Annotated in this window: 31 protein-coding genes; 28 read left to right on the top strand and 3 right to left on the bottom strand. The window is 26.3% G+C overall.

Features of this window, described 5'->3' with window-relative positions; translation table 11 throughout:
• The first annotated feature begins 134 nt into the window (after positions 1-134).
• From cobJ to Q0W06_RS14870, 11 genes are all read left to right on the top strand, one after another.
• Entirely contained in the window at positions 135-854 is a 720-nt protein-coding gene (cobJ, locus tag Q0W06_RS14820) for a precorrin-3B C(17)-methyltransferase (RefSeq protein ID WP_297637308.1), read from the top strand.
• Positions 848-1609: a cobalt-precorrin-6A reductase gene (locus Q0W06_RS14825; protein ID WP_297637311.1), complete on the top strand. Its 762-nt coding sequence runs from the start codon at positions 848-850 to the stop codon at positions 1607-1609. The genes cobJ and Q0W06_RS14825 overlap by 7 nt, the downstream gene beginning before the upstream one ends.
• A 91-nt stretch (positions 1610-1700) precedes the next feature.
• Positions 1701-2795, top strand: a complete 1095-nt coding sequence (cobT, locus tag Q0W06_RS14830) for a nicotinate-nucleotide--dimethylbenzimidazole phosphoribosyltransferase (protein WP_297637313.1) — start codon at positions 1701-1703, stop codon at positions 2793-2795.
• Positions 2795-3367 (top strand): bifunctional adenosylcobinamide kinase/adenosylcobinamide-phosphate guanylyltransferase, encoded by a 573-nt coding sequence (locus Q0W06_RS14835; protein WP_297637316.1) that lies wholly within the window; start codon positions 2795-2797, stop codon positions 3365-3367. Before cobT ends, Q0W06_RS14835 begins: the two co-directional genes overlap by 1 nt.
• The gene (locus Q0W06_RS14840) at positions 3351-4103 is read left to right on the top strand and encodes an adenosylcobinamide-GDP ribazoletransferase (protein ID WP_297637318.1); all 753 of its coding nucleotides are present in this window, start codon (positions 3351-3353) and stop codon (positions 4101-4103) included. Before Q0W06_RS14835 ends, Q0W06_RS14840 begins: the two co-directional genes overlap by 17 nt.
• A gap of 9 nt (positions 4104-4112) precedes the next feature.
• On the top strand, positions 4113-4487 hold the full coding sequence (locus Q0W06_RS14845) for a bifunctional adenosylcobinamide kinase/adenosylcobinamide-phosphate guanylyltransferase (protein WP_297637320.1): 375 nt from the start codon (positions 4113-4115) through the stop codon (positions 4485-4487).
• The gene (locus Q0W06_RS14850) at positions 4487-5077 is read left to right on the top strand and encodes a histidine phosphatase family protein (protein WP_297637322.1); all 591 of its coding nucleotides are present in this window, start codon (positions 4487-4489) and stop codon (positions 5075-5077) included. Before Q0W06_RS14845 ends, Q0W06_RS14850 begins: the two co-directional genes overlap by 1 nt.
• 3 nt (positions 5078-5080) lie before the next feature.
• Positions 5081-6016: an adenosylcobinamide-phosphate synthase CbiB gene (gene cbiB, locus Q0W06_RS14855; protein WP_297637324.1), complete on the top strand. Its 936-nt coding sequence runs from the start codon at positions 5081-5083 to the stop codon at positions 6014-6016.
• Entirely contained in the window at positions 6016-7077 is a 1062-nt protein-coding gene (gene cobD, locus Q0W06_RS14860; protein ID WP_297637327.1) for a threonine-phosphate decarboxylase CobD, read from the top strand. Before cbiB ends, cobD begins: the two co-directional genes overlap by 1 nt.
• Positions 7078-8499 carry a cobyric acid synthase gene (locus Q0W06_RS14865; protein ID WP_297637330.1) on the top strand — a complete coding sequence of 474 codons (1422 nt, stop codon included), beginning with the start codon at positions 7078-7080 and terminating at the stop codon, positions 8497-8499. It abuts the gene before it with no gap.
• Between the two features lie 51 nt (positions 8500-8550).
• Positions 8551-8997, top strand: a complete 447-nt coding sequence (locus Q0W06_RS14870; protein WP_297637333.1) for an NUDIX domain-containing protein — start codon at positions 8551-8553, stop codon at positions 8995-8997.
• A gap of 68 nt (positions 8998-9065) precedes the next feature.
• Here Q0W06_RS14870 and Q0W06_RS14875 read toward each other — a convergent pair whose 3' ends face one another.
• On the bottom strand, positions 9066-9251 hold the full coding sequence (locus Q0W06_RS14875; protein WP_297637336.1) for a hypothetical protein: 186 nt from the start codon (positions 9249-9251) through the stop codon (positions 9066-9068).
• Positions 9252-9464: 213 nt separating this feature from the next.
• Between Q0W06_RS14875 and Q0W06_RS14880 the strand changes: the two genes are divergently transcribed.
• The 7 genes from Q0W06_RS14880 (at position 9465) to Q0W06_RS14910 (ending at position 16676) form a co-directional block, all read left to right on the top strand.
• Positions 9465-10385 (top strand): phosphotransferase, encoded by a 921-nt coding sequence (locus Q0W06_RS14880; protein WP_297637339.1) that lies wholly within the window; start codon positions 9465-9467, stop codon positions 10383-10385.
• 36 nt (positions 10386-10421) lie between these two features.
• Entirely contained in the window at positions 10422-10565 is a 144-nt protein-coding gene (locus Q0W06_RS14885) for a hypothetical protein (protein ID WP_297637342.1), read from the top strand.
• Positions 10566-10595: 30 nt separating this feature from the next.
• Positions 10596-10889: a hypothetical protein gene (locus tag Q0W06_RS14890; protein ID WP_297637345.1), complete on the top strand. Its 294-nt coding sequence runs from the start codon at positions 10596-10598 to the stop codon at positions 10887-10889.
• Positions 10890-11012: 123 nt separating this feature from the next.
• Entirely contained in the window at positions 11013-11696 is a 684-nt protein-coding gene (locus tag Q0W06_RS14895; RefSeq protein ID WP_297637348.1) for a response regulator transcription factor, read from the top strand.
• Positions 11689-12825, top strand: coding sequence for a HAMP domain-containing sensor histidine kinase (locus tag Q0W06_RS14900; RefSeq protein WP_297637351.1), 1137 nt, complete (start codon positions 11689-11691; stop codon positions 12823-12825). The genes Q0W06_RS14895 and Q0W06_RS14900 overlap by 8 nt, the downstream gene beginning before the upstream one ends.
• Before the next feature lie 116 nt (positions 12826-12941).
• Entirely contained in the window at positions 12942-14882 is a 1941-nt protein-coding gene (locus Q0W06_RS14905; protein WP_297637353.1) for an ABC transporter ATP-binding protein/permease, read from the top strand.
• Positions 14883-16676 carry an ABC transporter ATP-binding protein/permease gene (locus Q0W06_RS14910; RefSeq protein WP_297637355.1) on the top strand — a complete coding sequence of 598 codons (1794 nt, stop codon included), beginning with the start codon at positions 14883-14885 and terminating at the stop codon, positions 16674-16676. It abuts the gene before it with no gap.
• A gap of 162 nt (positions 16677-16838) precedes the next feature.
• Here the strand turns inward: Q0W06_RS14910 and Q0W06_RS14915 are convergent, their stop codons facing one another.
• Entirely contained in the window at positions 16839-17594 is a 756-nt protein-coding gene (locus Q0W06_RS14915) for a hypothetical protein (RefSeq protein WP_297637357.1), read from the bottom strand.
• 175 nt (positions 17595-17769) lie between these two features.
• Between Q0W06_RS14915 and Q0W06_RS14920 the strand changes: the two genes are divergently transcribed.
• The gene (locus tag Q0W06_RS14920; RefSeq protein WP_297637359.1) at positions 17770-18189 is read left to right on the top strand and encodes a YrvL family regulatory protein; all 420 of its coding nucleotides are present in this window, start codon (positions 17770-17772) and stop codon (positions 18187-18189) included.
• Between the two features lie 66 nt (positions 18190-18255).
• Here the strand turns inward: Q0W06_RS14920 and Q0W06_RS14925 are convergent, their stop codons facing one another.
• Entirely contained in the window at positions 18256-18795 is a 540-nt protein-coding gene (locus Q0W06_RS14925; RefSeq protein ID WP_297637362.1) for a hypothetical protein, read from the bottom strand.
• 208 nt (positions 18796-19003) lie between these two features.
• Between Q0W06_RS14925 and Q0W06_RS14930 the strand changes: the two genes are divergently transcribed.
• The 9 genes from Q0W06_RS14930 to Q0W06_RS14970 all read left to right on the top strand — a co-directional run.
• A complete protein-coding gene (locus Q0W06_RS14930; RefSeq protein WP_297637365.1) occupies positions 19004-19135 on the top strand; it encodes a hypothetical protein in 132 nt (43 codons plus the stop codon).
• An 82-nt stretch (positions 19136-19217) separates the two neighbouring features.
• Positions 19218-19946 carry a DUF2807 domain-containing protein gene (locus tag Q0W06_RS14935; RefSeq protein ID WP_297637368.1) on the top strand — a complete coding sequence of 243 codons (729 nt, stop codon included), beginning with the start codon at positions 19218-19220 and terminating at the stop codon, positions 19944-19946.
• A gap of 89 nt (positions 19947-20035) precedes the next feature.
• On the top strand, positions 20036-20404 hold the full coding sequence (locus tag Q0W06_RS14940; RefSeq protein WP_297637371.1) for a VOC family protein: 369 nt from the start codon (positions 20036-20038) through the stop codon (positions 20402-20404).
• A gap of 375 nt (positions 20405-20779) precedes the next feature.
• Positions 20780-21574, top strand: a complete 795-nt coding sequence (locus Q0W06_RS14945; protein WP_297637374.1) for a hypothetical protein — start codon at positions 20780-20782, stop codon at positions 21572-21574.
• 143 nt (positions 21575-21717) lie between these two features.
• Positions 21718-22140, top strand: coding sequence for a VOC family protein (locus Q0W06_RS14950; RefSeq protein WP_297637376.1), 423 nt, complete (start codon positions 21718-21720; stop codon positions 22138-22140).
• Between the two features lie 16 nt (positions 22141-22156).
• Positions 22157-22906, top strand: coding sequence for a tRNA pseudouridine(38-40) synthase TruA (gene truA, locus Q0W06_RS14955; protein ID WP_297637379.1), 750 nt, complete (start codon positions 22157-22159; stop codon positions 22904-22906).
• A 103-nt stretch (positions 22907-23009) separates the two neighbouring features.
• Positions 23010-23495, top strand: a complete 486-nt coding sequence (locus tag Q0W06_RS14960; RefSeq protein ID WP_297637382.1) for a hypothetical protein — start codon at positions 23010-23012, stop codon at positions 23493-23495.
• Between the two features lie 182 nt (positions 23496-23677).
• Positions 23678-24520: a hypothetical protein gene (locus Q0W06_RS14965; RefSeq protein ID WP_297637385.1), complete on the top strand. Its 843-nt coding sequence runs from the start codon at positions 23678-23680 to the stop codon at positions 24518-24520.
• Positions 24521-24768: 248 nt separating this feature from the next.
• The coding region (locus tag Q0W06_RS14970; protein ID WP_297637388.1) for an SH3 domain-containing protein at positions 24769-25381 on the top strand (613 nt) is incomplete at its 3' end.

The following is a 25381-nucleotide window of genomic DNA, read 5'->3' on the forward strand; positions in this document are numbered from 1 at the left end:
GTGCTAGTTAGTTAAAATTCACTGTTTTATTTGTATACTTTTCTTGACAACTTTCTATTTGGATTTGTCCTTGTAGGGTGAACATGTACTAAATAAAACACAGTAGATTTTATAGAATTAAAGGAGAGATAAACATGGGAAAATTATTTGTAATTGGAATAGGTCCAGGTGGACTTGAACATATGACTTTAAAAGCTTTAGAGGCTATAAAAGAATGTGAAGTAATTGTAGGATATACAAAGTATATAGATATGATAAAACCTCTTACTGAAGGTAAGGAAATTTTTATGACTGGAATGAGAGGAGAAGAAGCTAGATGTATTGAGGCTTTAAAACTTGCTAAGGATAAAAAGGTTGCTTTAGTAAGTACTGGTGATGCTGGTATTTATGGAATGGCTGGACTTATATTAGAACTTAGAAAAGATGAAGATGTAGAAATAATTCCAGGACTTACAGCATCAAGTGCAGCAGGTTCAGTAGTTGGAGCACCTCTTATGCATGATAACTGTAATATAAGTTTAAGTGATTTAATGACTCCATATGAAACAATTAAAAAAAGAGTTAGAAATGCAGCAGATGGGGATTTTATAATTTCTTTATATAATCCAAGAAGTAAAGGGAGACCTCATTATTTAAGAGAGTCTATAGAAACTATTAGAGAATATAGAAATGATGAAACTCCAGTTGCAGTAGTAAGACATGCACTTAGAGATGGACAAGAGTGGACTTTATTTAATCTTGGAAACTTTAATGAAGAAATAGTTGATATGTTTTCAATAGTTATAGTTGGAAATTCTCAAAGTTATGTTAAAGATGGAAAATTTATAACTCCAAGAGGATATAAATTATGCTAGGATTCGTCTTAGGAACAGGTGAAGGACGTGAAATTTTAAAGGAAGTAAATAAGTTTACTTCAGATATATTTGTTTCAACAGCTACAAAATATGGTGGAGAACTTTTAAAAGATAATAAAATAAAGGTTTTAAATACAGAACCTTTAAATTTAGAGGGCTTTAAAAATGCTATAAAAGAAAATGACATAAAGATTTTTGTAGATGGAACTCATCCTTATGCAAGTGAGGCTTCAAAAACTATAATTAAAGCTTGTGAAGAGATGAATATTACTTATGTAAGATATGAAAGAAAAAGTTTTTTTGATAAATTTAATCATAAAAATATTATAAGAATAGATTCTTATGAAGAATTAAAAGAAGCAGTTAAGGATATAGATGGAACTATTTTAAATACAACAGGAAGTAATAATGCTTTGGTAATTCATAATTTAAATTTGAAAAATAGAATTATATATAGAGTTCTTCCTATGTGGCAAGTTTTAAAAAAGTTAACTGAAGGTGGAATAGAGATAGGAAATATAATTGCTATAAAAGGACCTTTTTCCATAGAGTTAAATAGAGGAACAATTAAAGAATATAATATAAAAGCTATTATAACTAAGGATAGTGGAGTAGAAGGTTCAGTAGATTCAAAAGTAGATGCAATATTAGAATCTGATGGAAAAATAATTTTAATAAATAAGCCTAAAATGGAATACAATAACGTATTTTCAGAAATAACTGATGTAGTTTTCTTTTTAAAAGATAAGATCTGATTATAAAAATAAAAGTGGGCAAGTTAATTTAACTTATCCACTTTTATTATATAATATATAGGGAATTAAAATAAAATTTGGGGTGATTATTATGATTAAAAGTGCATCTTTAAGAAAAGATATAAAAAGTATAGATGAGACTGATAAAGAAATTATGAAGGAAGCAAAAGAATATATTGATAATTTAGCAAAGCCTTTAGGAAGTCTTGGAGAGCTTGAAAGTATAGCTATAAAGCTTAGTTCTATAACTGGAAAAGTTAAAAATAAAATAGAGAAAAAGGCTATTATTATAATGTGTGCTGATAATGGAGTTGTAGAAGAACATGTAGCATCAGCTCCTCAGTATGTAACCTTAGCTCAAACTAAACATTTTATAAAAGGTGGAACTGGAGTTGCAGCTTTAGCTAAAGAAAATGGTACAGATTTAATAGTAGTGGATATTGGAATAAATTCTGATGAAAAGATAGATGGAGTTATAGATAGAAAAATTAGAAAAGGGACAAGCAATCTTTATCAAGATAGTGCAATGTCAAAAGATGAAGTTGAAAAAGCTATAGAGATAGGAATTGAGATGGCAGAAAAAGCTGCTAAAGATGGTTATGAAATTCTTGGAGTTGGGGAAATGGGAATAGGAAATACCACAAGTTCTTCAGCAGTTCTTTGTGCTCTTTTAGATGAAAAAATAGATAATGTAGTTGGAAAAGGTGGAGGTATCACTGAAGCTAGTTTTAGAAAGAAAAAAGTTGTAATAAAATGGGCATTAAAAAGAATAGATAGTGATGATGTTATAGAAATATTATCTGAAGTTGGAGGCTTTGATATTTGTGGGATGGCAGGAGTGTTTTTAGGCGCAGCTAAAATGAAAGTTCCTGTTGTTATAGATGGATTTATTTCAGCAGTTGCAGCAATGGTGGCTTGTAGATTAAATCCTTTAGTAAAAGAATACTTATTTTCATCTCATAAATCTTTTGAAATTGGTTATGATTTAGCTATGAAGGAATTAGAACTTAACCCAATCTTAAACTTAAATATGAGACTTGGTGAAGGTAGTGGTTGTCCTTTAGCTTTTTCAATTATAGATTTTGCAAATAGTATGGTAAATAATATGGGAACCTTTGAAGATGCAAAAATAGATAATAGTTATTTAGATACTGTAAGAGAGGAAAAAAATTATAAGGTAAAATAATGATTATATTTATAAGTGGTGGATCAAAAAGTGGAAAATCAAGAATAGGTGAAAGCTTTAGTAAGACTCTTCATAAAGAAGGGGATCTTTATTACTTAGCAACAATGAAGCCTATGGGAAATGAAGATATAAGAAAAATAGAGAATCATAAAAAAGATAGAATAGGAACAAGCTTTAAGGCAGTTGAAATTAATTATAATATAGAGAAAGCTGGAGAATTCTTAAAAGAGGAAGATACAGTTTTATTAGATTCAATAACTTCTCTTGTAGCGAATGAAATGTTTAAAGGAGAGCTTTTGTTAGAAGAAGAGGATATAGAAAAAAAGGTTTCAAAAAAAATATTTAAAGAAGTTGAAAATTTAAGCTTAAAGGTAAGAAACTTAATTATAGTTTCAGATTATATTTTTAGTGATTCTTTAATTTATGATCCTATAACTGAAAATTATAAAAGAGAGCTTGGAAATATAAATACAGGACTTTCTAAGCTTTCAGATATATCTATTTATGTATCTTATGGAGTAATGGAAATCTTTAAAGGAAAGGAATTTTTAGAAAATGAAGGGCTTATTTAATGCTTTAAATATGAATATTGGAATGTTTACTATAATTCCGCCATTTAAAAAGGTTTGGGATGAAAAGTCAGGAAAACATATGATGAAAATGTATCCTATAATAGGACTCATTATAGGAGTGATTTGGTATGCAATAAGTATTTTACTTATAAAAATTGGAGCAAAGGGAATGATTTTGAGTGCTCTTATGCTTGGGATACCATTTTTCTTAACAGGATTCATACATTTAGATGGATTTATGGATGTAAGTGATGCAATACTTTCTAGAAGAGATAAGGAAACTAAACTTAAAATTTTAAAAGATTCTACAGTTGGAGCTTTTTCAGTAATATCATTAGCACTTCTTTTAATTGTTGAATATGGAAGCATTACAGAAATAGTTTTAGATGGAAAGAAATTAGCATTATTAATTTTAATTCCTATAATATCTAGAAGTATAGCAGGATATTTTTTAATTACAGAAGAATCTATAAAAGAAAGTTATTTTGGAAAATTATTTAAGGAAGGTACAGGACTTTTAGATAAGGTTATTTTAATTTTATTTTTTGTTTTAAGTTGCATTTTATTTATTTTTGCAGGAAAGCTTTTTGTACTAATTCCTATAGGAATGGTTTTATTGAGTTTTTATCTTTTATGGAATTGCAAAAAAAATTTAGGTGGAATAAATGGAGATGTAGCAGGTTATGTATTAGTTCTATCTGAAATGATAGCACTTATAATATTTGCTATAGTTTAGGAGGTTTTTTTGAAAGTTTATTTTGGTGGCTCATATAATGGAAAGTTAAATTTAATTTTAGAAAAATATAATTTAACTAAAGATGATATCTATTATTGTAAGGATGAGGAATTAGATTTTAATAAGAAAATTATTTCAGGACTTGAAAGATATATTTATAGCAGAGTAATAGAAAAAAAAGAAAGTTTTAATTATATCGTAAATAATAGGGAAAAGTTTAAAGATAAAATAATAGTTGTAGATATGATATCAGAAGGCGTAGTACCTATAAAAAAAGAAGAAAGATTATGGCGTGAAGAAACAGGAAAGGTTATGCAATATCTTATTAAAGAAAGTGATGAGGTTTTTAGAGTTTTCTTTGGTATTGAAAAGAGGATGAAATAATGAAAAAAACTTTATATTTAATAAGGCATGGTAAAACAAGTTACAATGAGAAAAGGCTTTACTGTGGGAAAAGTGATATTTCTTTAAGTCTTCAAGGTAAAAAAGAAATAAAAGAGAAAAGAAAAGATATAGTAAAAATTTCTGAAAAGATAGAGAAATTTTTTACAACAGGAATGAAAAGAACTGATGAAACTTTTAAAGTTCTTTTTAAAGATAAAGAGTTTGAAGTTATAGAAGAACTTAGAGAATATAATTTTGGAGACTTTGAAGGATATTCTTATGAAGATTTAAAAGATAATGGGGACTATAAAAACTGGATAACTGATACTACAAAAGAATATAAAATTCTAAACGGAGAATCTAAAAAGGAGTTTTATAAAAGAATAGAATTGGGACTTAATAAAGCTTTAGATACAATAGAAGATAACTGTATAATAGTTTGTCATGGAGGAGTTATAGGAACTCTTTTAGAGTTATTTTCAGATACAGAAGATTATTTTTATAACCTACAACCAAAATGTGGGGGCGGAATAAAAATAGAGGTTATTAAAGATAAAAATTTAAAAATAAATGTAGTAGAGGAGTTTTAAAGCATGAGCTCATTATTATTAGGATTTGGATTAGATTGGGCTATAGGAGATCCACAAAATCCATATCATCCAGTAAGATTTATTGGCTTACTTGGAAGTTTTTTAGAAAAGATATTTAGAAAGGTATTTAAAAGAAGTTTAAAAATAGCAGGACTTTTGACTTGGATTTTAACTGTGGGAATAACTTATTATATAACATTAAAAATAAGCTATATTTTTGATGATATAAATATTTATTTAGGAATTATAGTTCGTGGAATACTTATATATTTTTGTATAGCAAGTAAGGGACTTATTGTTGAAGGATTAAAAGTTATAGATGCCTTAAGAAAAGATGATATAATAGAAGCGAGAAAAAGGCTTTCTTATATTGTAGGAAGAGACACAGAAACTTTAGATAAAGAAGCTATAGTTAGAGCTGTAATAGAAACTGTTGCCGAAAATATGTCAGATGGAATAATTGCACCTTTAATTTTTATTGGTATTGGAGGAGCACCTCTTGGAATGGCATATAAAGCAGTAAATACATGTGATTCTATGTTTGGATATAAGAATGAAAAATATAAAGATTTTGGGTTTTTCCCAGCAAAGTTAGATGATGTATTTAATTTTATACCAGCAAGACTTACAGGTATTTTAATAGTTATAGCAGCATTTTTACTAGGACTTGATTATAAAAAATCTCTTAAAATTTTTAAAAGGGATAGAAAAAATCATACAAGCCCTAATAGTGCACATCCAGAAGCAGCAGTTGCAGGAGCACTTAGAATAAAACTTGGTGGCAGTAATTATTATTTCGGTAAAAAAGTGGATAAGCCAACTATAGGAGATGCATTAAAAAAAATAGAAATAGAAGACCTTTATAAAACAAATAGTATTTTAGAGATAGTAAGCATTTTAGGGTTTATTATAGCTATAATTATAGGGGGGATAATTTAATGAATACACATGGTGGAAATATTTTAGAAATTAAAAGAAAATACGAAATTGAAGGGGATATATTAGATTTTTCAGCTAATATAAATCCATTAGGAATGAATAATAAAGTAAAACAAGGAATGTTAGAAGCTATAAATTCCTTAGAACATTATCCAGATATAACTTATTTTGATTTAAAAAATGCTATAAGAGAATATGAAAATATAGAATATGAAAATATTCTTTTAGGAAATGGAGCAGCAGAAGTAATATTCAATATATCTAGAGGATTAAAGCCTAAAAAAGCTCTTTTATTAGCACCAACATTTAGTGAATATGAAGAAAGTTTAAAATCAGTAGATTGTAATATTGAATATTATAAAATGGATAATGACTTCATTGTAAAAGAAGATTTTTTAGATAAATTAAATGAAAGTATAGATATAAATTTTATTTGTAATCCTAATAATCCTACAGGAGCATTAACAGAAAAAGACTTTATAATTAAAATATTAGATAAAGGAAGAGAATTTAATATAACAGTAGTTATAGATGAATCATTTTTAGATTTTTTAAGTAATAAAGAAGAATATTCACTTATTAAACTGATAAATGAATATGATAATTTAATTATAGTAAAATCTCTAACTAAGTTTTTTGCATTTCCAGGGATACGACTTGGATATGGAGTTACAGGAAATAAGAATTATTTAGAAAAGATAAATAAAATATCTATTTCATGGAATGTAAATACAATAGCAAGCATAGCTGGTGAAATAGCATTAAAACAAGAACCATATATGAAAGCATCTATAGAAAACTTAAGAGAAGAAAAAGAATTTTTATTAAAATATTTAGAAGAGTTTAAAGATATTAAGATTTATGAAGGACATGCTAATTTTATTTTCTTTAAGGCTAGAGAAGATTTAAAAGAAGAACTTTTAAAAAAAGGTATATTAATTAGAAACTGCGAAAATTACATAGGGTTATTAAAAGGATATTTTAGAATAGCAGTTAGAAAAAGAGATGAAAATATAGGTCTTTTAAAAGCTCTTAATATTATATATAATGGAGAATCTTAAATGAAGAAAAGAATAATGATACTTGGAACCTCATCTTCAGTAGGAAAAAGTACAATAGCTACAGCTTTTTGTAAATATTTTAAAGATAAAGGAATAGATGTAGCACCATATAAAGCACTTAATATATCATTGAATTCATATATAACTGAAGATGGAGATGAAATAGGAAGATCACAAACTGTACAAGCTGAGGCCTGTAATGTAGAACCAAAAGAATATATGAATCCTATTTTAATGAAACCTGGTGGAGGGAAAACTCAAGTTATAGCAAGAGGACGAGTACTTTGTTCAGTGAATGCTTATAAATATAAAGAGTTAAACAATATATTAAAAGAAAAAGCTTATGAAGCCTTTCTTGTAGCAGAAGAAAAACACCAGATGTTAGTACTTGAAGGTTCAGGAGGATGCGCAGAGTTAAACTTACGAGAAACTGATATAGCAAATATGCACACAGCATTAAAAACAAACACGCCAGTAATATTAGTTGCAGATATAGAAAAAGGTGGAGTTTTTGCATCAGTTATAGGAACTCTTTCTATCATTTCAGAAGAAGAAAGAAAACTTATAAAAGGAATAATAATAAATAAGTTTAGAGGAAATTCAGAATTCTTTAATGAAGGTAAAAAAATAATTGAAGAAAAAACAGGGGTTAAGGTGCTTGGAGTAATGCCATACACTAAACTTAATATAGAAGAAGAGGATTCTCAAACAGAAAATATAAATAGAGAAAAGGGTGAAGGAATAGATATTGCGGTAATAAAGCTACCACATATGTCAAACTTTACAGACTTAAACTATATAAGCACTATAGAAGAAGTAAGTGTAAGATATATAGAAACTCCGAAAGAAATAGAAAAAGCAAATGTAATAGTAATACCAGGAAGCAAAAATACAATAGAAGATTTAAGAACATTAAAAAGAAGAGGTTTTAAAGAAGCTTTAGAAAACTTTAAAGAAGAGGATAAAAAAATAATTGGAATCTGCGGAGGATTTCAAATGATGGGGAAAAGCCTTCATGATCCTTTAGAAATAGAAGGAAAAATAAAGGAAGAAGCGGGACTTCATTTCTTTGAAATGGAAACTTATTTTGAAGAAGAAAAAATAACAAAGAGAATAAATGTTAAAACAGATATAGGAATTCCAGTAGAAGGATACGAAATCCATAATGGAAGAAGTTATTCAAAAGAAACTCCATGGATACAAGATGGAGATAGAATCGTTGGATTAAAAAAAGATAATATTTGTGGAACTTATCTTCATGGAATATTAGATAATGGAGATATAATCAAAGAACTCTTAAATATATATCCAGAGGTTTCTTATAAAGATTTAAAGGAAAAAGAATATAAAAAACTAAAAAAGACTTTAGAAGAAAATATAGATATGGAGTATGTAGAAAAGATAATACAAGAGTGGAATTAAAAGGCATATCTATAAGGCATGTTTTTTATTTTAAAGGAGGTACAAAATACTATGGAGAGAAAAATACGTAATTCTGCAAAGGCACTAATTATTAAAGGTGATAAAATGTTGGTTTCTAAAATAAATGATAAAGGAGATATCTTTTATATAATGCCAGGCGGGGGACAGAATGTAGGTGAATTACTTGAAGAGACAGTAATTAGAGAGTGTGCAGAAGAATTAGGTGTAGAAGTAAAGCCTAAATCCCTTGAGTTTGTAGTTGAAGGAATGAAGGGAGAGTCTTTTCATAGAGTTGATTTAGTATTTTTATGTGATTATATTGGAGAAATAAAGAATGTAAAGTTGAATAGAGATAAAAATCAAGTTGGAGCTAAATGGATATCTATCGAAAATTTAATAAATGAACCACTATATCCAAAGAAGCTAAAAATTCAAATAATGCATCTTTTTAATAGTGAAAAAACAGAAGTTTATTTAGGAAATGAAAATATGGAGTAATATAAAAATATGCAAAGAATATTAAAGATTAGGGCTAGCTTTTTGAAAACTAGTCCTAATTTTTTAGGTTATACATAATTAAAATAGTAGTAGATTATATATAGCCAACTTAATAAGCCATGAAAAATAGCCCATGGAATAGAGCCCCAAGCCGTATAAGAAATAATCATAGCTAAACAAGAACCGAAAGAAATACCTTTTTTAATTGTAGATTTTACAGTTGTAGAATTATTATTTTGAATATTTGAATCCATTAGTCCCCCTAAAAATGTATTTATATATTTAATTATACTGAACTGAAAGTTAAAAATAAACATTTAATACTAAAAATAGGATTTTGCATTCTGGATAATGTATAATTATATTATTAAAATAATGACTGAATAATAGAGAATATTGGGAGAAAATCATAGAATTAAAAAAAGGTTGAATGAAGATGAAAAATAATAATAAAAGAAGGTATTAAAATGTATGATGAATTAAAAGATATTCCAAATTATAAAAACTGGAAAGTAATTGAAAAGATAAATAAAGGATGGTCTAAGGATTCAAAATTTTATATAGAAAATTTTGATGGAGATAAGTTATTAGTACGTATTTCAGACAGAAGTAATTATGGAGATAAGTTAGAAGAATTTAAATTTATTAAAAAGTGTAATAAATTATCTTTTGCTATGTCAAAGGCAATTGAAATGGGATTTTGTAATAACGGTAACAGTGTATACATGCTTTTAACATGGGTTGATGGTAACTCTCTTAATGAAGTGTTAAGTGACTTTACTGAAAGTGAACAATATAAATTAGGAATAGAAGCGGGAAAAATTTTAAAGTCAATTCATTCTTTGAAAAGTGATACGAATGAGAATATTATGCCAAGTTATAAAAGAGAAAAAATGTTAGAAAAGCTTATTAGATATGAAAACAGTAAAAATCGTGTAAAAGAAGATAAGGTTGCAATAGATTTTGTGAAAAATAATATTGGAAAAATAGATTTATCAATACCGGTATATAAGCATGGTGATTATCATGTTGGTAATTTAGTATTAACATCTAATGGGAATATTGGAGTTATTGATTTTAATAGATGGGAATATGGAGATAGAGTTGAAGAGTTTCATAAAATACAAAGTTTTGATGTTGAAGTAAGTATTCCTTTTTCAATTGGACAAATTCATGGCTATTTTGATGGAAATCCAAATTTAGAATTTTGGAGTATTCTTGCTGTATATGTAGCATATACATCCTTAAATTCTATAGCATGGGCTGAAAAATTTGGGGAAAAAGAAATAAAAGAAATGCAAAAACGTTGTATTATGGCTTTTAAGGATTACGATAATTTTAAAAATATTATACCTAGTTGGTATAAAGATAATAGATATCAATGTTAAGAATATAGATAGTATATAGTATGGGAGGGCATATTTATGGAATGGGTAACAGAGATAATGCCATATATAACATGGATTATAGTGATAGCTATATTATTTTTACCATCATCAAGATCAAAAAAGATTAAAGAACTTGAAAGTAGAGTTAGAGAATTAGAGAAAAAGATTGATAAAAATTAAAGAATTAGAATTTGAGAAGAAGGTTATGGTATGAGAGGAAAGAGGGGATATATAATTATAGGAATAATTTTGGCATTCATTATATGTCATATAACGCCTAAATTATCTTTAAGGACACATTTGTTTTTTACAGGAAGTCCTAAGATAGCAGTAACTAGTAATATAGAAATTGATGAAATGCATAGTGATTTAGTAGATAATAAGACGCAATTTCTTAGAATAAATCCAGCACCAGTAGATAAAGAAACAGGAACAGAGCATAGAAATTATAAAATAACAAAAATAGGATTTTTATATTTTGCATTATATTATGGTGAAGGATAAATAATTAAGGAGTATTGAGATTAGCATTCAGAGGAAAGCTAATCTCAATTTTTTAGGATAAATCTAGTAATTTCTATATAATTTTAATATACTATAATAAAAATCATAAAAGTGGGGGATAAAATGAGAATATTAGTAGTAGAAGATGAAATGGAATTATGTGACACAATAGCTGAGGGCTTAGAGATTGATGGATATGCAGTGGATACTTGTTATGATGGAAATGAAGCATATGAGCATATATGTGTAGAAAATTATGATTTAGTTATATTAGATTTAAATTTACCAGGAATAGATGGAATAGATATATTAGAAAAAGTAAGAGCGACTAATACAGAAGTGAAGATATTAATTTTATCAGCTAGGGGCACTGTAGAAGATAGAGTAAAAGGGTTAGATGTTGGAGCAAATGATTATTTAGTTAAACCTTTTGCATTTGAAGAACTAGAAGCTAGAATAAGAAATCTTTTAAGAAGAAAGTTTGTTCAAATGGATGCAGTGTTAACCTTTGATAAATTGAAATTAGATACAATAAAAAGAACTGTTTTTATAAATGATGATGAAATAACTTTAACGAAAAAGGAATTTGGAATTTTAGAGTACTTACTTTTAAATGAAAATAAAGTTGTAAGTAAGGAAGAACTTATAGAACATGTGTGGAATATGGAAGTAGATAGTTTTAGTAATGCAATAAGAGTTCATATAACAACCCTTAGAAAGAAATTGAGAAAATCTCTTGGGTATGATTTATTACAAAATAAAATTGGACAAGGATATTATTTAGAAAAAGGTGAAGTAGATGTTTAGAAAAGTATCTATTAAAACAAGGATTACGCTTATTACCGTAATATTTCTTATTAGTTGTTGCATTGGATTAACTCTTGTATTAAATAGAAGTGCATTTAAAATGACGGCAGCACTCACAATGCCTAGTGAAGGAATGGATGCACAAATTTCACAGGCTATGCTTACACCTGCACAAAATTTAAATATAGAACCAGAAGAAGAAATAAAAGCAAAACTAGAAATAGCAAAAGCTGAAAAAGCCTATAAAACTGTAAGTTTAGGGTATATGATTTTATTTATAGCTATAGGTGGAGGCTTGATGTATTTTAGTATAAATAGAGCTTTAAGACCTTTAAGTAAATTATCTACTGAAATAAAAAATAAATCTATAGAAAATCTTTCAGAGGAAGTATATGTAAGCGAGAGAGAGGATGAAATCCATGATTTAGCTATATCATTTAATAGTATGACAGAAAAGGTTAATGAAGCATTTTTAATGCAAAAAAGATTTTCAAATAATGCAGCTCATGAACTTAGAACTCCATTAACAGTTATGAGAACTAAACTAGATGTATTTAAAAAACGTAAAAATCCTAATAGTGAGGAATATGATAAGTTAATTCAAAGTATGAATAACCAAGTAGTGAGATTATCTGATATTGTAAGTAGTCTACTTAGTTTAACAAATATGGAGGATATGGATCTACATCAAAAAATAAATTTAAAAGAAATGATGGAAACTATCTGTAATGATTTATATTTTATATCTGAAAAAAAAGGTGTGAAAATTAATATTATAGGAAAAGAAGAAGTGATTCAAGGGAATTATGATTTAATTTATCGTGCTTTTTATAATTTAATAGAGAATTCTATAAAGTATAATAATGAAAATGGAGAAGTCTATATAAATATAAAAAGTGAAAATGAAATTATAATTAAAGACACAGGAATAGGAATTCCAGATAATATGAAAGAAAATATATTTGAACCATTTTTTACAGTAGATAAATCACGTTCTAGAAAACTTGGTGGAGCAGGAATCGGTTTATCAATAGTTAAGAGTATATTAGATAAGCATAATGGTGAAATTATAGTAAGTGATAATGAAGATAAGGGAAGTATCTTTACTATTAAACTTAAAAGAAGCTAAGAAGAGTTTTAAACTTTTCTTAGCTTTTTTACTTTATAAAAAATTGCTTAACGTAAATTTAACACCTAGTTTTGTAAAATAAAAACATAAATACAAGAAGAAAATAGGAGGAAGATATGTTTGAAATAAAAAGGGTATCTAAAAAATATGGTAATGAGTACGCACTTAAAAATTTGAACTTTGATATAGGACGAGGTCTAAATTTTATAATTGGAGCATCAGGAAGTGGAAAATCAACCTTACTTAAAATTATAACTGGACAAGAAAATGATTTTGAGGGAGAAGTTTTATTTTTTGAAGAATCTATTAAAAACCTTACAGAAAGCCAAAAAGCTTATTATTACAATAATAAAATTGGTTTTGTGTGGCAAGATTTCAATTTATTAGAGGATATGACAGTAGAGGAAAATTTACTTTTACCTTTACATATAAAAAATGTAAATAATAAAAAAGAAGTTGAAAAGCAACTAAAAAAATTAAATATACTGGATTTAAGATATGCAAAAGTAAGAAATTTATCAGGAGGACAAAAGCAAAGAGTAGCTATTGCAAGAGAACTAATGAAAAATCCACAAGTGCTAATAGCTGATGAGCCAACAAGTGCTCTTGATAGAGAAAATGCTTTAGAGGTTATAAAAATATTAAAAGATGTAGCAAAAGAAAGAACAGTTATTATAGTGACTCATGACACATCTTTAATAGAAAAAGATGCTAAAGTATATAAATTAGATAAAGGTGAACTTATTGAAAAACCAGAAAAGATTATAGGTAAAATACAAGAGAAGGAAGTAAGTGTATGGAGACCTTTTAAACTATCAAGTGCTTTTAATGTAGGGAAAATAAATATTAAAAGTAAAAAAGGAAAGACTTTAATAAGCAGTATGGCAATTATAATATCAACAATACTAGTTATTACAAGTTTAGGTGGGGCGATTGCTAAAAAAGGAAATGAAACTTTTGATGAATTATATAATTCATATGGAAAAGCTGTTTTAGATCTTATGGTAGTTAAGAGTTTTACAGGAGCAAGTGGTATGGAAGGAGATGAAGAAGAAGCTCCTAATGTAGATGTAAAGCAGGATATTGATGGGGTATATGACAAGTATATAAATGATAGTAGAGTAGACTATATACTATTTGATAAGCCAGTTGATAAAATAAAAATACAGGCAGACGGAAAGGAATATAGTATTCCAAGATCAGGAAATGCACCAACAATAAATGAAGTGTTAGAAGGAAATATACCTAAAAATAAAAATGAAGTATTAGTTCCAGAATCTTTTGTGAAAAAAATGGGGATAAGCAATAAAGAAGCTATAGGAAAAGAAATAGATTTTAAAGCTATTATATATAGTTGGAAAAATGAAAATGAACCAGAAGAAGAACCTATAGAAGTAAAGCTTAAAATAGTAGGGGTTGGAGATACAAAGCTTAAAGTGACTTATGAAGGTATGACTAATGAATTTGAATTAGAAGACAGTTTCTTCTTTGATAAAGAAACTATTGATGAAATGAATAAGCAAGCAGGAATAGAAGTTGAAGATAATAATTTTGTAATTAGAGCAAAAAACTTTAAGGATTTAATAGAAATAAAAAATGAATTAAATGCAGAAGGAATCCTTCCAATAGGATATTTTGAATTAATTGAGGACCTAGTTAGTTTAGAATTACAAACTAAGAGTTTATCAGAAGGTTCAATGAGAATAATTGGAATGTTAGCGTTAGTAGGATTAGTAGCTATATCATTAATTATGGGAATTATAAGAAAGAGAGAATATGCAATATATAAAATATGCGGATACTCAAACAAACAATTAAATATAGTATTAATTGCAGAAAATATTATGATAGGTGGGATAGCAGTGTTATCTACAATAGTAATTTCACCAATAATATATAAATTAACTAAAGGAACATTTGGGACAAGCTTAGGAATAAAAGAGATTTTAATGATAGTTATTATAGGAAGTGTTATGGTAGTAATCTCTTATGTAATAGAAGCTTTAATAGCGAAGAAAACAATACCTTTAAAAATTCTAAAGTCAGGAGAAAGATAGATGATAGAGTTAAGAGATGTTACGAAAAAATATGAAGATGTAGAAATATTAAAGAAAGCTAATTATAAGTTTAAAGAAGAAGGCCTAGTATGTTTACTAGGACCTTCTGGAAGTGGAAAAACTACATTACTTAATATGTTAGCAGGATTTGATTCAGATTATGATGGAAATATATATGTAAATGATAAAGTAATATCTTTTTTAAATTCAAATGAACTTTGTAATTATAGAAAAGAAAATGTGGGATTTATATTTCAAGATTATCATTTATTAAAAGGATATACTGTTTTAGAAAATATATTGTTACCTTGTGATTTATATAAAAGTGAAAAAGAGGTTGAAAAAGTAGATAGGCTATTAAAAAAGCTAGGGATTGAAGAAAAAAAGAATGAGAAGATAGAAAATTTATCAGGTGGACAAAAGCAAAGAGTGGCAATAGCAAGAGCACTTATAAAAGAGCCTACAATATTATTAGCTGATGAGCCTACAGGAGCTTTAGATAGAAAAACTTCAAATGAAATTATGAATCTCTTAAAAGAAATAGCAAAAGAAATATTAGTAGTAGTAATTACACATGATGAAAAAGTATGTGATTTTGCAGATGAAATCATAGAAATAAAAGATAAAAATATAAGTGTAATTAAAAGTGATTTAGAAAAAGAAGAGAGAGAAAAAAATAAAAAAGAGAAGATTAATTATATAAAATTAGATTCTAAAAAGAGAGCTAAGAAAAATTTTAAAGTTCATATAAGGCAATTTGTTATAGTAGCAATTGTAATAGCTTTAGGAGTTACATCCTTTATGCTTTCCATATCATCAAAAAGCATGATGGAAACATCAATAGAAAAATTTAAGGAAAAAAACACTGCTTTTAATAATGGATATATAAAGGGCGAAGATAAGAATAATACGTTAGAAATGCTTAAAAAAGAAGAAAGTATAAGTAATATATACTATCAATATAAATTAGAAAATATTCTTTTAGAAATAGATAATAAAAAGGAAGAATTAAAAGAATTGATTCCAATGCCAAAGGCTAAAGAGAAATTATCTTACGGCGTTATGCCAAGAAGAGGAGAAAATGAAATAGGACTAACTCCTAGTTTAGCAAGAAAGTTTTCAAAAAATATAAAAGAGTTAGTAGGAAAAGAGATAAAATTTAAAATAGCAAATTATGAAAAAACACTTAAAATAAGTGGAATTTATAATGCTGATTATGACAGTATATTTTTAAGTTCAGATGTTGAACAAGATATATATGAAAAAGTGAAACATAATGAAAAAATATTAGCTATAAATTATGATGTTAAAACATTTGAAGATGTTAGCTATATAAATGATTTATTAAAGAAAAATAATATAGAAACCATTAATGCCAGTGCTGAAGTTAAGAATTTAATATCTACATTTGAAACTATAAACAAATTATTCTTAGTAATTTCTATAATTATATTTTTAATAAGCTTAATAATAAGTATAGTGTTATTATCAAAGCTACAAAAATCAAGAATAAAAGAAATTGGATTATTAGCTGCACTGGGTTTTAATAAAAATCAAATTAAAAATATAATTTTAAATGAAAATATTTTACTTGGTATAATGTCATCAATTATAACTTTAGTATTTTTTATTCTATATCTTTTAATAAGTAGAGTATTTAATATATCTATGGAATTTAATAAAATACAGTTGGGAATTTCAATAGTGACAGCCTTTTTAATAATTAGTTTAATAGGTGGGATGATAAATAGTAAATTAACAAAAATTGAACCAGCAAAGGCCCTTCGAATGTAAGCTGAAAATAAAAAAGAAAAGGACTTTTCAAATAAAATGAAGAGTCCTTTTCATATACAGAAATAAAAGATAGATTGTAAATAAGTTGGAAAAATATATAGTAAATAAATACTATATTAGAAAAAATGATATAAAGTAGTAATTAAAAAATAGAAGATAAAATTATATGCTATTAGAAAGAGTTAAGTTTTCTATAGAAACAGATTTATTTAAATAAAGTTCATTTTCACAAGTAGTAAATAAATGAACTTCATAAATAGGAGATTTTTCAAAAATAAGTGATTGATTATTGTCTAAAGCTATAGTTAGAGGAGCAAAATTAGTAATATGTTCATGAAAAACAGCCTTAATTAAAAGGAAATCATCAGAAGTTAAAGGGCCACGAACAATTGCTTTATTAATATTTAAGATATCGTTTTCAAAAATATTAGGTTTCATGTATTTTTCTATATGTTTTCTAGTATGTTCATCTTTAACTTGCTGAAATCCAATTTGAAGAGGAATTCCTTCAAAAAAGCTAATATAACTATTTTTCCAAGGCATAGTTTTAGTAAAAAGATTGAAGAAAAATTTAAGATTAGGAGCTTCAGGAAAAGTTATAAGTACATTTTCTTTGCGTAAATCAGAATAAAGTTTATGGATATCTAAAGCTTGAAGCATAATACAAATAACACCTCTATGACCAGAATTAAAAAACTGAATCCAATCCTTTTTCCATCCATTTCCTTCAGGACTAAGTAAGTGAACCATTTCCAAATATTCATTGCCAATCCAAAGGTTAGAAAGATTAAATTCTTTAGAACCTTTACCTAAAGATGGCTTATAAGGAAAACCAGCTTGAGGCATATTATTAATAACATCTTGATTCTTTTGATAAGAACTACCTACATTTAAAACAAAATGATCGAACTTAAACATTATGACCTCCAAAAAATATTTCATAATAAATATATTCTTAAAGATAGAAGAATATATTTATTATGGAAAAATAGCTATTAAAATTACCATTTTTATTTAAATAAAAGAGAATTTGTTTTATAATTAAAATGAAAAGTAAAATAAAAGAAAATTTATAAAAAAATGAGAGTGGGATATGGTAAATAAAAAGATGAAATTTAAGGGGAAATCTATTATAAAGTATAGTGGAATTACAGTCATGCTATTAATAGCAATATCAATAGTAGCATTAATATGTGGTGGGATAATGGTGATATTTGGATTTAGATATAATTCAATTTGGAATATTATTTTATACTTTATAATAATAACAATCATAGGTTTTCCAAGTGAAATGATTATAAAAGCATTTTCACAAGTATTAAAAGAGACAGGAAAAATAAAGGATAATAAGCAAATAATAATTTTATTTGTAGTATTAGATACATTAGGAACTATGTTTACTATGAAGATAGTTGATTATCTTATGAATAGTGTGGAGGCTTCAAATTTAGCGATTATAGTTATAGCTTTTGGAGCAGCTATCTTATCAATAGATAAAGATAATATAAATTAATTTAGATGAAATTTAAAATAGCTAGTAAAATATAAAGTTTACTAGCTATGTTTATATAAAAATTGATTATAACAGACCTTCTTTTAAATCTTTAAGAAAATCTATAGAGAATTTTTGTTGAGAGTCATAAATTTGTTGAGCTATAGGAAGATAGCAAACACCTTTGGAAATAAGGTTATTTTCTATATATGAGATAGTTTCATTTAGGGTTTGTCCTCGAAGAGATCCTGTTATTAGAGATTTAACTATAAGATAATTTTTGCCTCCTTCAATCATATGAGCATCATGAAGAATTTTACCTTCTAGAGTTTTAGCAGTTTTATATTTTTGAGATTCCCATGCAACAGTAAGGATTTTATGTATATCTGTACTAGATACATTCTGTAATTTTAACCAATGGGTTATAACAGTTTCATCAGAATATATAAATCCATGAAAATATGTTGCATATAGAAGAATATCCATATCTATATTAGTGAGAGAAGTTTCTTGAATTAACTTTTCAACATATTTCAAGACGCGTTCAATATGAGATAAGTCATGCATAATATCTTTAGTGGTATAATAAGGAAGAACAAAGTCTATAAGAGAATCTATATTTATCATTTCAAAACCTCCTAAATATTGTTAAATAGATTATATCATAATGACATTTATAAAAAGAGAGTTGATAAATATACATTAAGGAAGGAATTTAGGAGTATGCTTAAAATTATAAGGTTAGAAAGAAAATATTGTGATGAACTTGCAGTGATTCTGTCTATAGATTATAAACTATATAAATTTTATAAATAAAAAATTAGAATTAATTAGGATGAGTAAGAATGAGAGTGATGAAGAAAGAAGAGCTAAAAGGACAAAAAAATCTGTTGAAAAAATGGGTAAGCTACTATTAGGAGTAGGAATAGTTTTATTGATTTTTGGTATTATAATGTTTTTCATATAAATATAGTATTGATTATTTTTTATATTACTATAATTTTTTGCATAAACTTAAAATACTTAGATTTAATTATGGGAGGGGAAAAATGGGTAAGAGGAAGAGGAGATATTTGGTTAGTGTTTTGTTTTTGATAAGTTTTATTTTTGTTGGTTGTGGAAATGGTGATATAGTAGATAGTTCTGATGGAACTGATGAGTGGAAAGTTTTTATTTCAGGTGTAAAAAAAGAATTCGATACTGAAGTCGGAGAGATAATAGTAAGAGATGATAGCACGAAGGAAATTTGTATTATAGAGGGAAATGATAGGGATAAAATAAAGGTTAATATAGATGAAGAAAATAAAAAAATAGTTATAGAAAATAAAAAACAATGGATGAGTTCAGCAGAAAAAATGAAAATTAATATTAATGTGCCAATAGGATATTTAGAAATAGAAAATGGTAACTTTAAGTTAGACATACTAGAGCAAAAAAAAGAGTTTAAAGGCCTTTTTAAATGTGGATTGACTGGAAATATTGAATTTTCAAAGGCTGATGAAGTAGAACTTAATATTAAAGGAGCAGGAAATATTAAGTTATCAGGAGAGGTGAAAAATACCGATATCAATATAAAAGGTGGAGCAAATATAGATGGATTAGATTTAAAAACAGATAGAGCAATAGTTCATATAAATGGTGTTAGTAATGTGTCTATCAATGTAAGTGATGTATTAGATGCAAACTTAAAAGGTGTAGGACAAATTTTATATAAAGGAAATCCTAAGTTAAGGGAATCCATAGATGGACTTGGAAAAGTAGAAAAATTCAAAGAATAGAAATAAAGAATTGATTATAGAATTTTTGAGAAATGTTATAATTAATATAAGGAAAAATACAATAAGAATAGAAAAAGGGAGATAATAAAATGAAATTTTTATGGACAACAATACACGTTAAAAATTTAGAAGAAAGTATAAATTTTTATTCAAATTTAGTAGATTTTAAAGTAATGAATAGATTTAAAGCTGGAAATGATGTAGAAATTGCATTTATGGGAATTGGTGAAGAAAATGAAACTCATATTGAATTATTAGAAGATAAAAGTAAAAAAGATTTTTCTTTTGGTGAAGATATTTCTATTGGAGTTAAAATTAATTCTATTGAAGAAATGATAGAAAAAGTTAAATTAAATAATGTTCCTATGGGAAGTCCAATTATTGAAGTTGGTAAAGGAAGATTCTTTTTTGTAAAAGATCCAAATGGAGTAAATGTTCAATTTTTTGAAGAAAAGTAATAGAGTATAGTATAAAAAAGAGTTGATTTCTAGTAGATTAAAATGGAACCTATAAAGCGGACACTTATAAAAAGAGTCTTCGTTTATAGGTTCTTTTTTTGTACAATAAACTATAGAGGTGAAGTGATGAGTAAAAAAATATTTTCCGATAAAGAAATAGAAAGTATTAATTAAATTAAATAGAAAAATATAGTTTAATAATGGTAGAAAGTATGATAGGAGATAGAGAATTACGATAAACCTATCTAGTTAAAAGTAGAAAGAGATAAAATGACTAAAAAGGTTTTTTTTCATAATTACAGGCTGTTGATTTTAAGAGAAAGGTTATGATATATTCATTTAATAATCTATTTTTAAAATTTAGGGGGATTTTTTATGAAATATTTTAAACTAAAGAAGATAATTATAACTACAGTTATAATGTCAACAACAATTTTTTCTACATCTGCATTTGCAGATAATCTAGTAACAGGGGGGAATAATGGACAAAAGAATATAGGTTCTAATATTGTAAATGATATTAACAATACTAAAAACACTATAGATAATATACATAATGCAATTAACGATGCAAATAAGAATATAAATGATAATATTCAAAAAGCAAAAGAAGTTGGAGATAATATTAATAATGTCAATAAGAAGGTAGCAGATAATATAAATGAAAATATAAAAAATGCTAGTGATACAGTTGATAATATTAATGGTATGAATAATCAAATACATGAAAATATAAATAAAAATATAAATAATATAAAAGATACAAATGCAGCTGTAAATGAAAATTTAGATCAAATACATAATTCTGCAAAGAATGTTTCAGAAGCAGTGAACAATGCAAGTCAAGCTATAGCAAATAAAAATAATGAAGTAGCAGATAAAATCAATAAAGGAACTGCAAATGCAAAAAATCAAAGTAATGAGATAATGCAAAATGTAAATAATCTAAAAAATAACGTAGCTGAAGTAAAGAATAATTTAAATACTACAGAAAATAAAGGAAGTAGTAGTGTTGAAAATACAAATAGTGTAGTTGCTACTAAAAACTTATCGAATCCATCAACTATGGATACGAGTATGATACCTTTTATATCTGTAGGAGGAATATCGTTACTTGCGTTAATAGGTATAAATTTGTTTAATAAAAAGAAATATAGTGAAAATTTATAAATGATTATTGGGGCTAGTTTAAATGAGAATTTTTCATTTAAACTAGCTTTTTTTAACTATAAAAAATCATATTATTTAATATTGAGAATGTTTATAGTTAGTGTATGTTATAATAAAATCAATTATAGAAAAGGAGAATAAGAATGATTCAATCAGTAGTATATGTTACATTAGTTGTAAAGGATTATGATGAGGCAATAGAATTTTATACAAAAAAATTAAAATTTAATTTAATTGAAGATACATATCAACCTGAAGAGAAAAAAAGGTGGGTAGTTGTATCACCTCCAGGTTCAAATGGAACTGCAATATTACTTGCACGAGCATCTAAAAAAGAACAAGAAGAATTTATAGGTAATCAAACCGGTAGAAGAGTTACATTTTTCTTAGGAACAGATGATTTTTGGCGTGATTATGATGAAATGGTGAAGATAGGAATAGAGTTTGTTAGAGAGCCTAAGAAGCAAGAATATGGAACTGTTGCTGTATTTAAAGACTTATACGGGAACTTATGGGATTTAATAGAATTTGATAAAAATCATCCAATGTTTAAGAAAATTAAATAAAGTTAGGAGAGTACTGATGAGAAATATAAAATTAGTAATACAATATGATGGAACAAGATATAAAGGATGGCAAAAACAAAATGTAAAAGGACATGAAGCGGTAACTATTCAAGATAAATTTGAAAAAGTTTTATCTAAAATGATGAGTGAGGAAATTCAAATAATAGGTTGTGGTAGAACTGATGCAGGTGTTCATGCTAATAATTATATAGCAAATTTCAAATGCAAAGGAAAAGCTTCAGTTGAAGAAATACAAAACTATTTAAAAATGTATTTACCAGAAGATATAGTTGTAAAAGAGGTTAAGGAGTGTAGTGATAGATTTCACTCAAGATTTAACGTAGTGAAAAAGACATATGTTTATACTATTGATAATAATACATACTGTGATGTTTTTAATAGAAGATTTGCTTATCATGTAGAAGAAAAAATTAATATTAAAAAAATGGAAGAGGCTTCAAAAGTTTTAATAGGAACACATGATTTTCAAAGTTTCACCAACTTAAAACCTAAAAATGGGAAAACAACTATAAGGACTATAGAGAGTATTAATATAAAAGAAGAGAATAAAATCATAAAGATAACTTACTCTGGAAATGGATTCCTTTTAAATATGGTTAGAATTTTAACAGGAACATTAATAGAGGCAGGTCAGTCTAAAATAACAGCTGCAGATGTAGAAAAAAGCTTGAATGCAAAATCAAGAAGTGAAGGTGGATTTAAAGTACCATCAAAAGGACTTTGCATGGAAAAAGTAGAATATTAAGATGTCCGAAAGGACATCTTTTTATTTTTCGATAGAAATTTAAAATATCACTTTTAGAGTAAAATGAATATAGTATTAGTATATCAATATGGTAGGTTGAATTATGAATAGTAATTTTGAAGAGTATATAAATTGGAATTGTGGAGAAAATGGTCAAGGATCAGGTAGTACAAATAATTGTAGATTTTTTGATAGTGATATTTATGGCGGGTTTCAGGACATAAATCCAGAAATTTTTTTGCTTATGGGAAACTTAGTTGGAACAGTAATGAGTGAAAATATGCCATTTAATGTTCAAAATGCGGTAGGAAATTGGATTACTTTAGTTGGACAGACTATTGTAACGTATAATGCCCAACAACAATATTTTCAAAATGGACCAGGAAGATATTATGAAGCAAGATGGAGAAATGTAGGGAATCCATTTTGTCCAAGTTCAGGTGTTACAAGTGAGACTGGAAGTAATACAGATACAGGAAATCAAGGCGGAAGTAATAATACAGATCAAAATAGTGAATTAATACAGAAAATAAATAATTTAGAAAAAGAATTAAATTCTTTGAAAAAAGAATTAAATAACTTAAGATAAAAATTTGATATACATATTCAAATATATTTTTTAGTATTTAAAATTATGAATAGTATTTATTGTGGAAGATAGATGATATAATGAAAGCAATATTTAAAATAAATCTTAAATTTCAGATGAAGAATTTAAAAAATAGAGAAATAAAAAAAATAATCTTATGGTTAAAGAATAAGGAGTAGCAAATGAAGATATTTACAGAACAAGACTTATATATAAGTGGTGATTATATAGGGTTAAAAAAACTTTCCATGAAAACATCTATAAGAAGAGGGGATTTAAGTAAGGATTCTTTTAAAGGAAATTATTTAATAAATCCTAGAATAGAAAAACTTACAGATAATAAAAATTATATAGTAGAAAAAGAAAATGATGTAGAAAACTTAGTATATTATACAGATGAATTAAATGAATTATTTCTAATTGAAACATTATATTCAAGTAAGAGTGGAGAAAATGGAGCAAAATTTAAGGTTTACTATATCTTAAATGGTGTGAAATATATTTTAAATTATAACAATTTTGAAGAAATTTATAGTGAATGTATGAATATTTTGAAAAAAGAGATCAAAATGGAAGAAGAACTAGAATATGTAGAGGCTGGCTTTAGAAACTTGGAAAAGACAGAGGTTATAGCTGATTTAAAGAAAAATATACAAAGAGTTAAAGAGTTTAAAGACAGAGTAGATTATAAAAGAAATGTAAAATATTTTGTTATAAATAACACTTTAGCAACAACAACAAAATTTGATATAAAAAATAGAAAAGGTAAAATTGAAACAAATGAAAATACATTTGTATTGAGATATGATTCAAAAGAAAGATTATATTATATTCTTGAAGATAAAGAAATATCTTTAAAAGAAGGAGATTTAATAATAAAGTTTGGTGAGACTAATACAGTACATATATATACAAACTACGGGCTTGGGAAACTTTTAGATATTAAAAATAATGTTATTCCAACTAAAAATAATATATCATTATTTGCAAATATTTTAGATCTTGGATTAAAAGTATTAGGATAAAAAACAAATAAAAAACATATCAAATGGATAGATTAACCAATTATTTATTAATAAATAATTGGTTAATTTTTTTAATAAAGTAGAAAATATATATTAAAAAGATAATAGTATATATAGGGCTTTAATGAAATATTTTCATTTTCTTATTTTGTAATAGAAATGTAATCAGTTATAATATAAAATGTAACATATTCCTTTATAGGAAGGAATTTTGGATTAATTAGATTACAAAGGATGGATAGATATAGATGAAAACGAGAAAAATTTCGATATTAATTGCTATTGGAATGAGCATTTTTTTTGCTAGTCCAGCAATAACAAGTTTTGCAACAGGAATAAATCAAAATGTAAATCAAACTATTAATAAGACAGGAACAGTATATTTTAACGAATTAAGTTATACAGATGTAATGAGTGGAGGAACTTGGTATTCTAATATCGTAGGCTCTTTAAATAATGGAACTAATATAAATGTAATTGGACAAAATTCAAATTGGTATGAAATTGATTACAATGGTGGGACTGCATGGCTACCAAAATCAAGAGTTAGTTTTTCTCAAATAGAAAGCATAAATATAACTGGTGTAGTAGATTTCAATGAACTAAGTTATACTGATGTGATGAGTGAAGGAACGTGGTACTCTAGTATTGCAGGATCATTGAATAATGGAACTAATGTAAATATAATTGGAGAAACTTCTAATTGGTATGAAATAGAATATAATGGTGGAACAGCATGGCTACCAAAATCAAGAATAAATACATTAAATACTAAGACTATAGGGGCAGGGATAATAGATTTTAATGAATTAAGTTATACAGATGTAATGAGTCAAGGAACATGGTATTCAGATGTAATAG

Source organism: uncultured Clostridium sp., from assembly GCF_947072515.1.
Classification (GTDB): domain Bacteria; phylum Bacillota; class Clostridia; order Clostridiales; family Clostridiaceae; genus Clostridium.

What these genes read in the sequence shown, in the direction of transcription:
- Q0W06_RS14850 (WP_297637322.1), top strand. Translation starts at nt 4,487, where the DNA reads ATGAAAAAAACTTTATATTTAATAAGGCATGGTAAAACAAGTTACAAT.
- Q0W06_RS14875 (WP_297637336.1), bottom strand. Translation starts at nt 9,251, where the DNA reads ATGGATTCAAATATTCAAAATAATAATTCTACAACTGTAAAATCTACA.
- Q0W06_RS14945 (WP_297637374.1), top strand. Translation starts at nt 20,780, where the DNA reads ATGAAATATTTTAAACTAAAGAAGATAATTATAACTACAGTTATAATG.
- Q0W06_RS14960 (WP_297637382.1), top strand. Translation starts at nt 23,010, where the DNA reads ATGAATAGTAATTTTGAAGAGTATATAAATTGGAATTGTGGAGAAAAT.
- Q0W06_RS14880 (WP_297637339.1), top strand. Translation starts at nt 9,465, where the DNA reads ATGTATGATGAATTAAAAGATATTCCAAATTATAAAAACTGGAAAGTA.
- Q0W06_RS14915 (WP_297637357.1), bottom strand. Translation starts at nt 17,594, where the DNA reads ATGTTTAAGTTCGATCATTTTGTTTTAAATGTAGGTAGTTCTTATCAA.
- cobJ (WP_297637308.1), top strand. Translation starts at nt 135, where the DNA reads ATGGGAAAATTATTTGTAATTGGAATAGGTCCAGGTGGACTTGAACAT.
- Q0W06_RS14870 (WP_297637333.1), top strand. Translation starts at nt 8,551, where the DNA reads ATGGAGAGAAAAATACGTAATTCTGCAAAGGCACTAATTATTAAAGGT.
- Q0W06_RS14825 (WP_297637311.1), top strand. Translation starts at nt 848, where the DNA reads ATGCTAGGATTCGTCTTAGGAACAGGTGAAGGACGTGAAATTTTAAAG.
- Q0W06_RS14890 (WP_297637345.1), top strand. Translation starts at nt 10,596, where the DNA reads ATGAGAGGAAAGAGGGGATATATAATTATAGGAATAATTTTGGCATTC.
- Q0W06_RS14895 (WP_297637348.1), top strand. Translation starts at nt 11,013, where the DNA reads ATGAGAATATTAGTAGTAGAAGATGAAATGGAATTATGTGACACAATA.
- Q0W06_RS14935 (WP_297637368.1), top strand. Translation starts at nt 19,218, where the DNA reads ATGGGTAAGAGGAAGAGGAGATATTTGGTTAGTGTTTTGTTTTTGATA.
- Q0W06_RS14905 (WP_297637353.1), top strand. Translation starts at nt 12,942, where the DNA reads ATGTTTGAAATAAAAAGGGTATCTAAAAAATATGGTAATGAGTACGCA.
- Q0W06_RS14950 (WP_297637376.1), top strand. Translation starts at nt 21,718, where the DNA reads ATGATTCAATCAGTAGTATATGTTACATTAGTTGTAAAGGATTATGAT.
- cbiB (WP_297637324.1), top strand. Translation starts at nt 5,081, where the DNA reads ATGAGCTCATTATTATTAGGATTTGGATTAGATTGGGCTATAGGAGAT.
- Q0W06_RS14835 (WP_297637316.1), top strand. Translation starts at nt 2,795, where the DNA reads ATGATTATATTTATAAGTGGTGGATCAAAAAGTGGAAAATCAAGAATA.
- Q0W06_RS14920 (WP_297637359.1), top strand. Translation starts at nt 17,770, where the DNA reads ATGGTAAATAAAAAGATGAAATTTAAGGGGAAATCTATTATAAAGTAT.
- Q0W06_RS14885 (WP_297637342.1), top strand. Translation starts at nt 10,422, where the DNA reads ATGGAATGGGTAACAGAGATAATGCCATATATAACATGGATTATAGTG.
- truA (WP_297637379.1), top strand. Translation starts at nt 22,157, where the DNA reads ATGAGAAATATAAAATTAGTAATACAATATGATGGAACAAGATATAAA.
- cobD (WP_297637327.1), top strand. Translation starts at nt 6,016, where the DNA reads ATGAATACACATGGTGGAAATATTTTAGAAATTAAAAGAAAATACGAA.
- Q0W06_RS14940 (WP_297637371.1), top strand. Translation starts at nt 20,036, where the DNA reads ATGAAATTTTTATGGACAACAATACACGTTAAAAATTTAGAAGAAAGT.
- Q0W06_RS14925 (WP_297637362.1), bottom strand. Translation starts at nt 18,795, where the DNA reads ATGATAAATATAGATTCTCTTATAGACTTTGTTCTTCCTTATTATACC.
- Q0W06_RS14910 (WP_297637355.1), top strand. Translation starts at nt 14,883, where the DNA reads ATGATAGAGTTAAGAGATGTTACGAAAAAATATGAAGATGTAGAAATA.
- cobT (WP_297637313.1), top strand. Translation starts at nt 1,701, where the DNA reads ATGATTAAAAGTGCATCTTTAAGAAAAGATATAAAAAGTATAGATGAG.
- Q0W06_RS14930 (WP_297637365.1), top strand. Translation starts at nt 19,004, where the DNA reads ATGAGTAAGAATGAGAGTGATGAAGAAAGAAGAGCTAAAAGGACAAAA.
- Q0W06_RS14840 (WP_297637318.1), top strand. Translation starts at nt 3,351, where the DNA reads ATGAAGGGCTTATTTAATGCTTTAAATATGAATATTGGAATGTTTACT.
- Q0W06_RS14865 (WP_297637330.1), top strand. Translation starts at nt 7,078, where the DNA reads ATGAAGAAAAGAATAATGATACTTGGAACCTCATCTTCAGTAGGAAAA.
- Q0W06_RS14965 (WP_297637385.1), top strand. Translation starts at nt 23,678, where the DNA reads ATGAAGATATTTACAGAACAAGACTTATATATAAGTGGTGATTATATA.
- Q0W06_RS14900 (WP_297637351.1), top strand. Translation starts at nt 11,689, where the DNA reads ATGTTTAGAAAAGTATCTATTAAAACAAGGATTACGCTTATTACCGTA.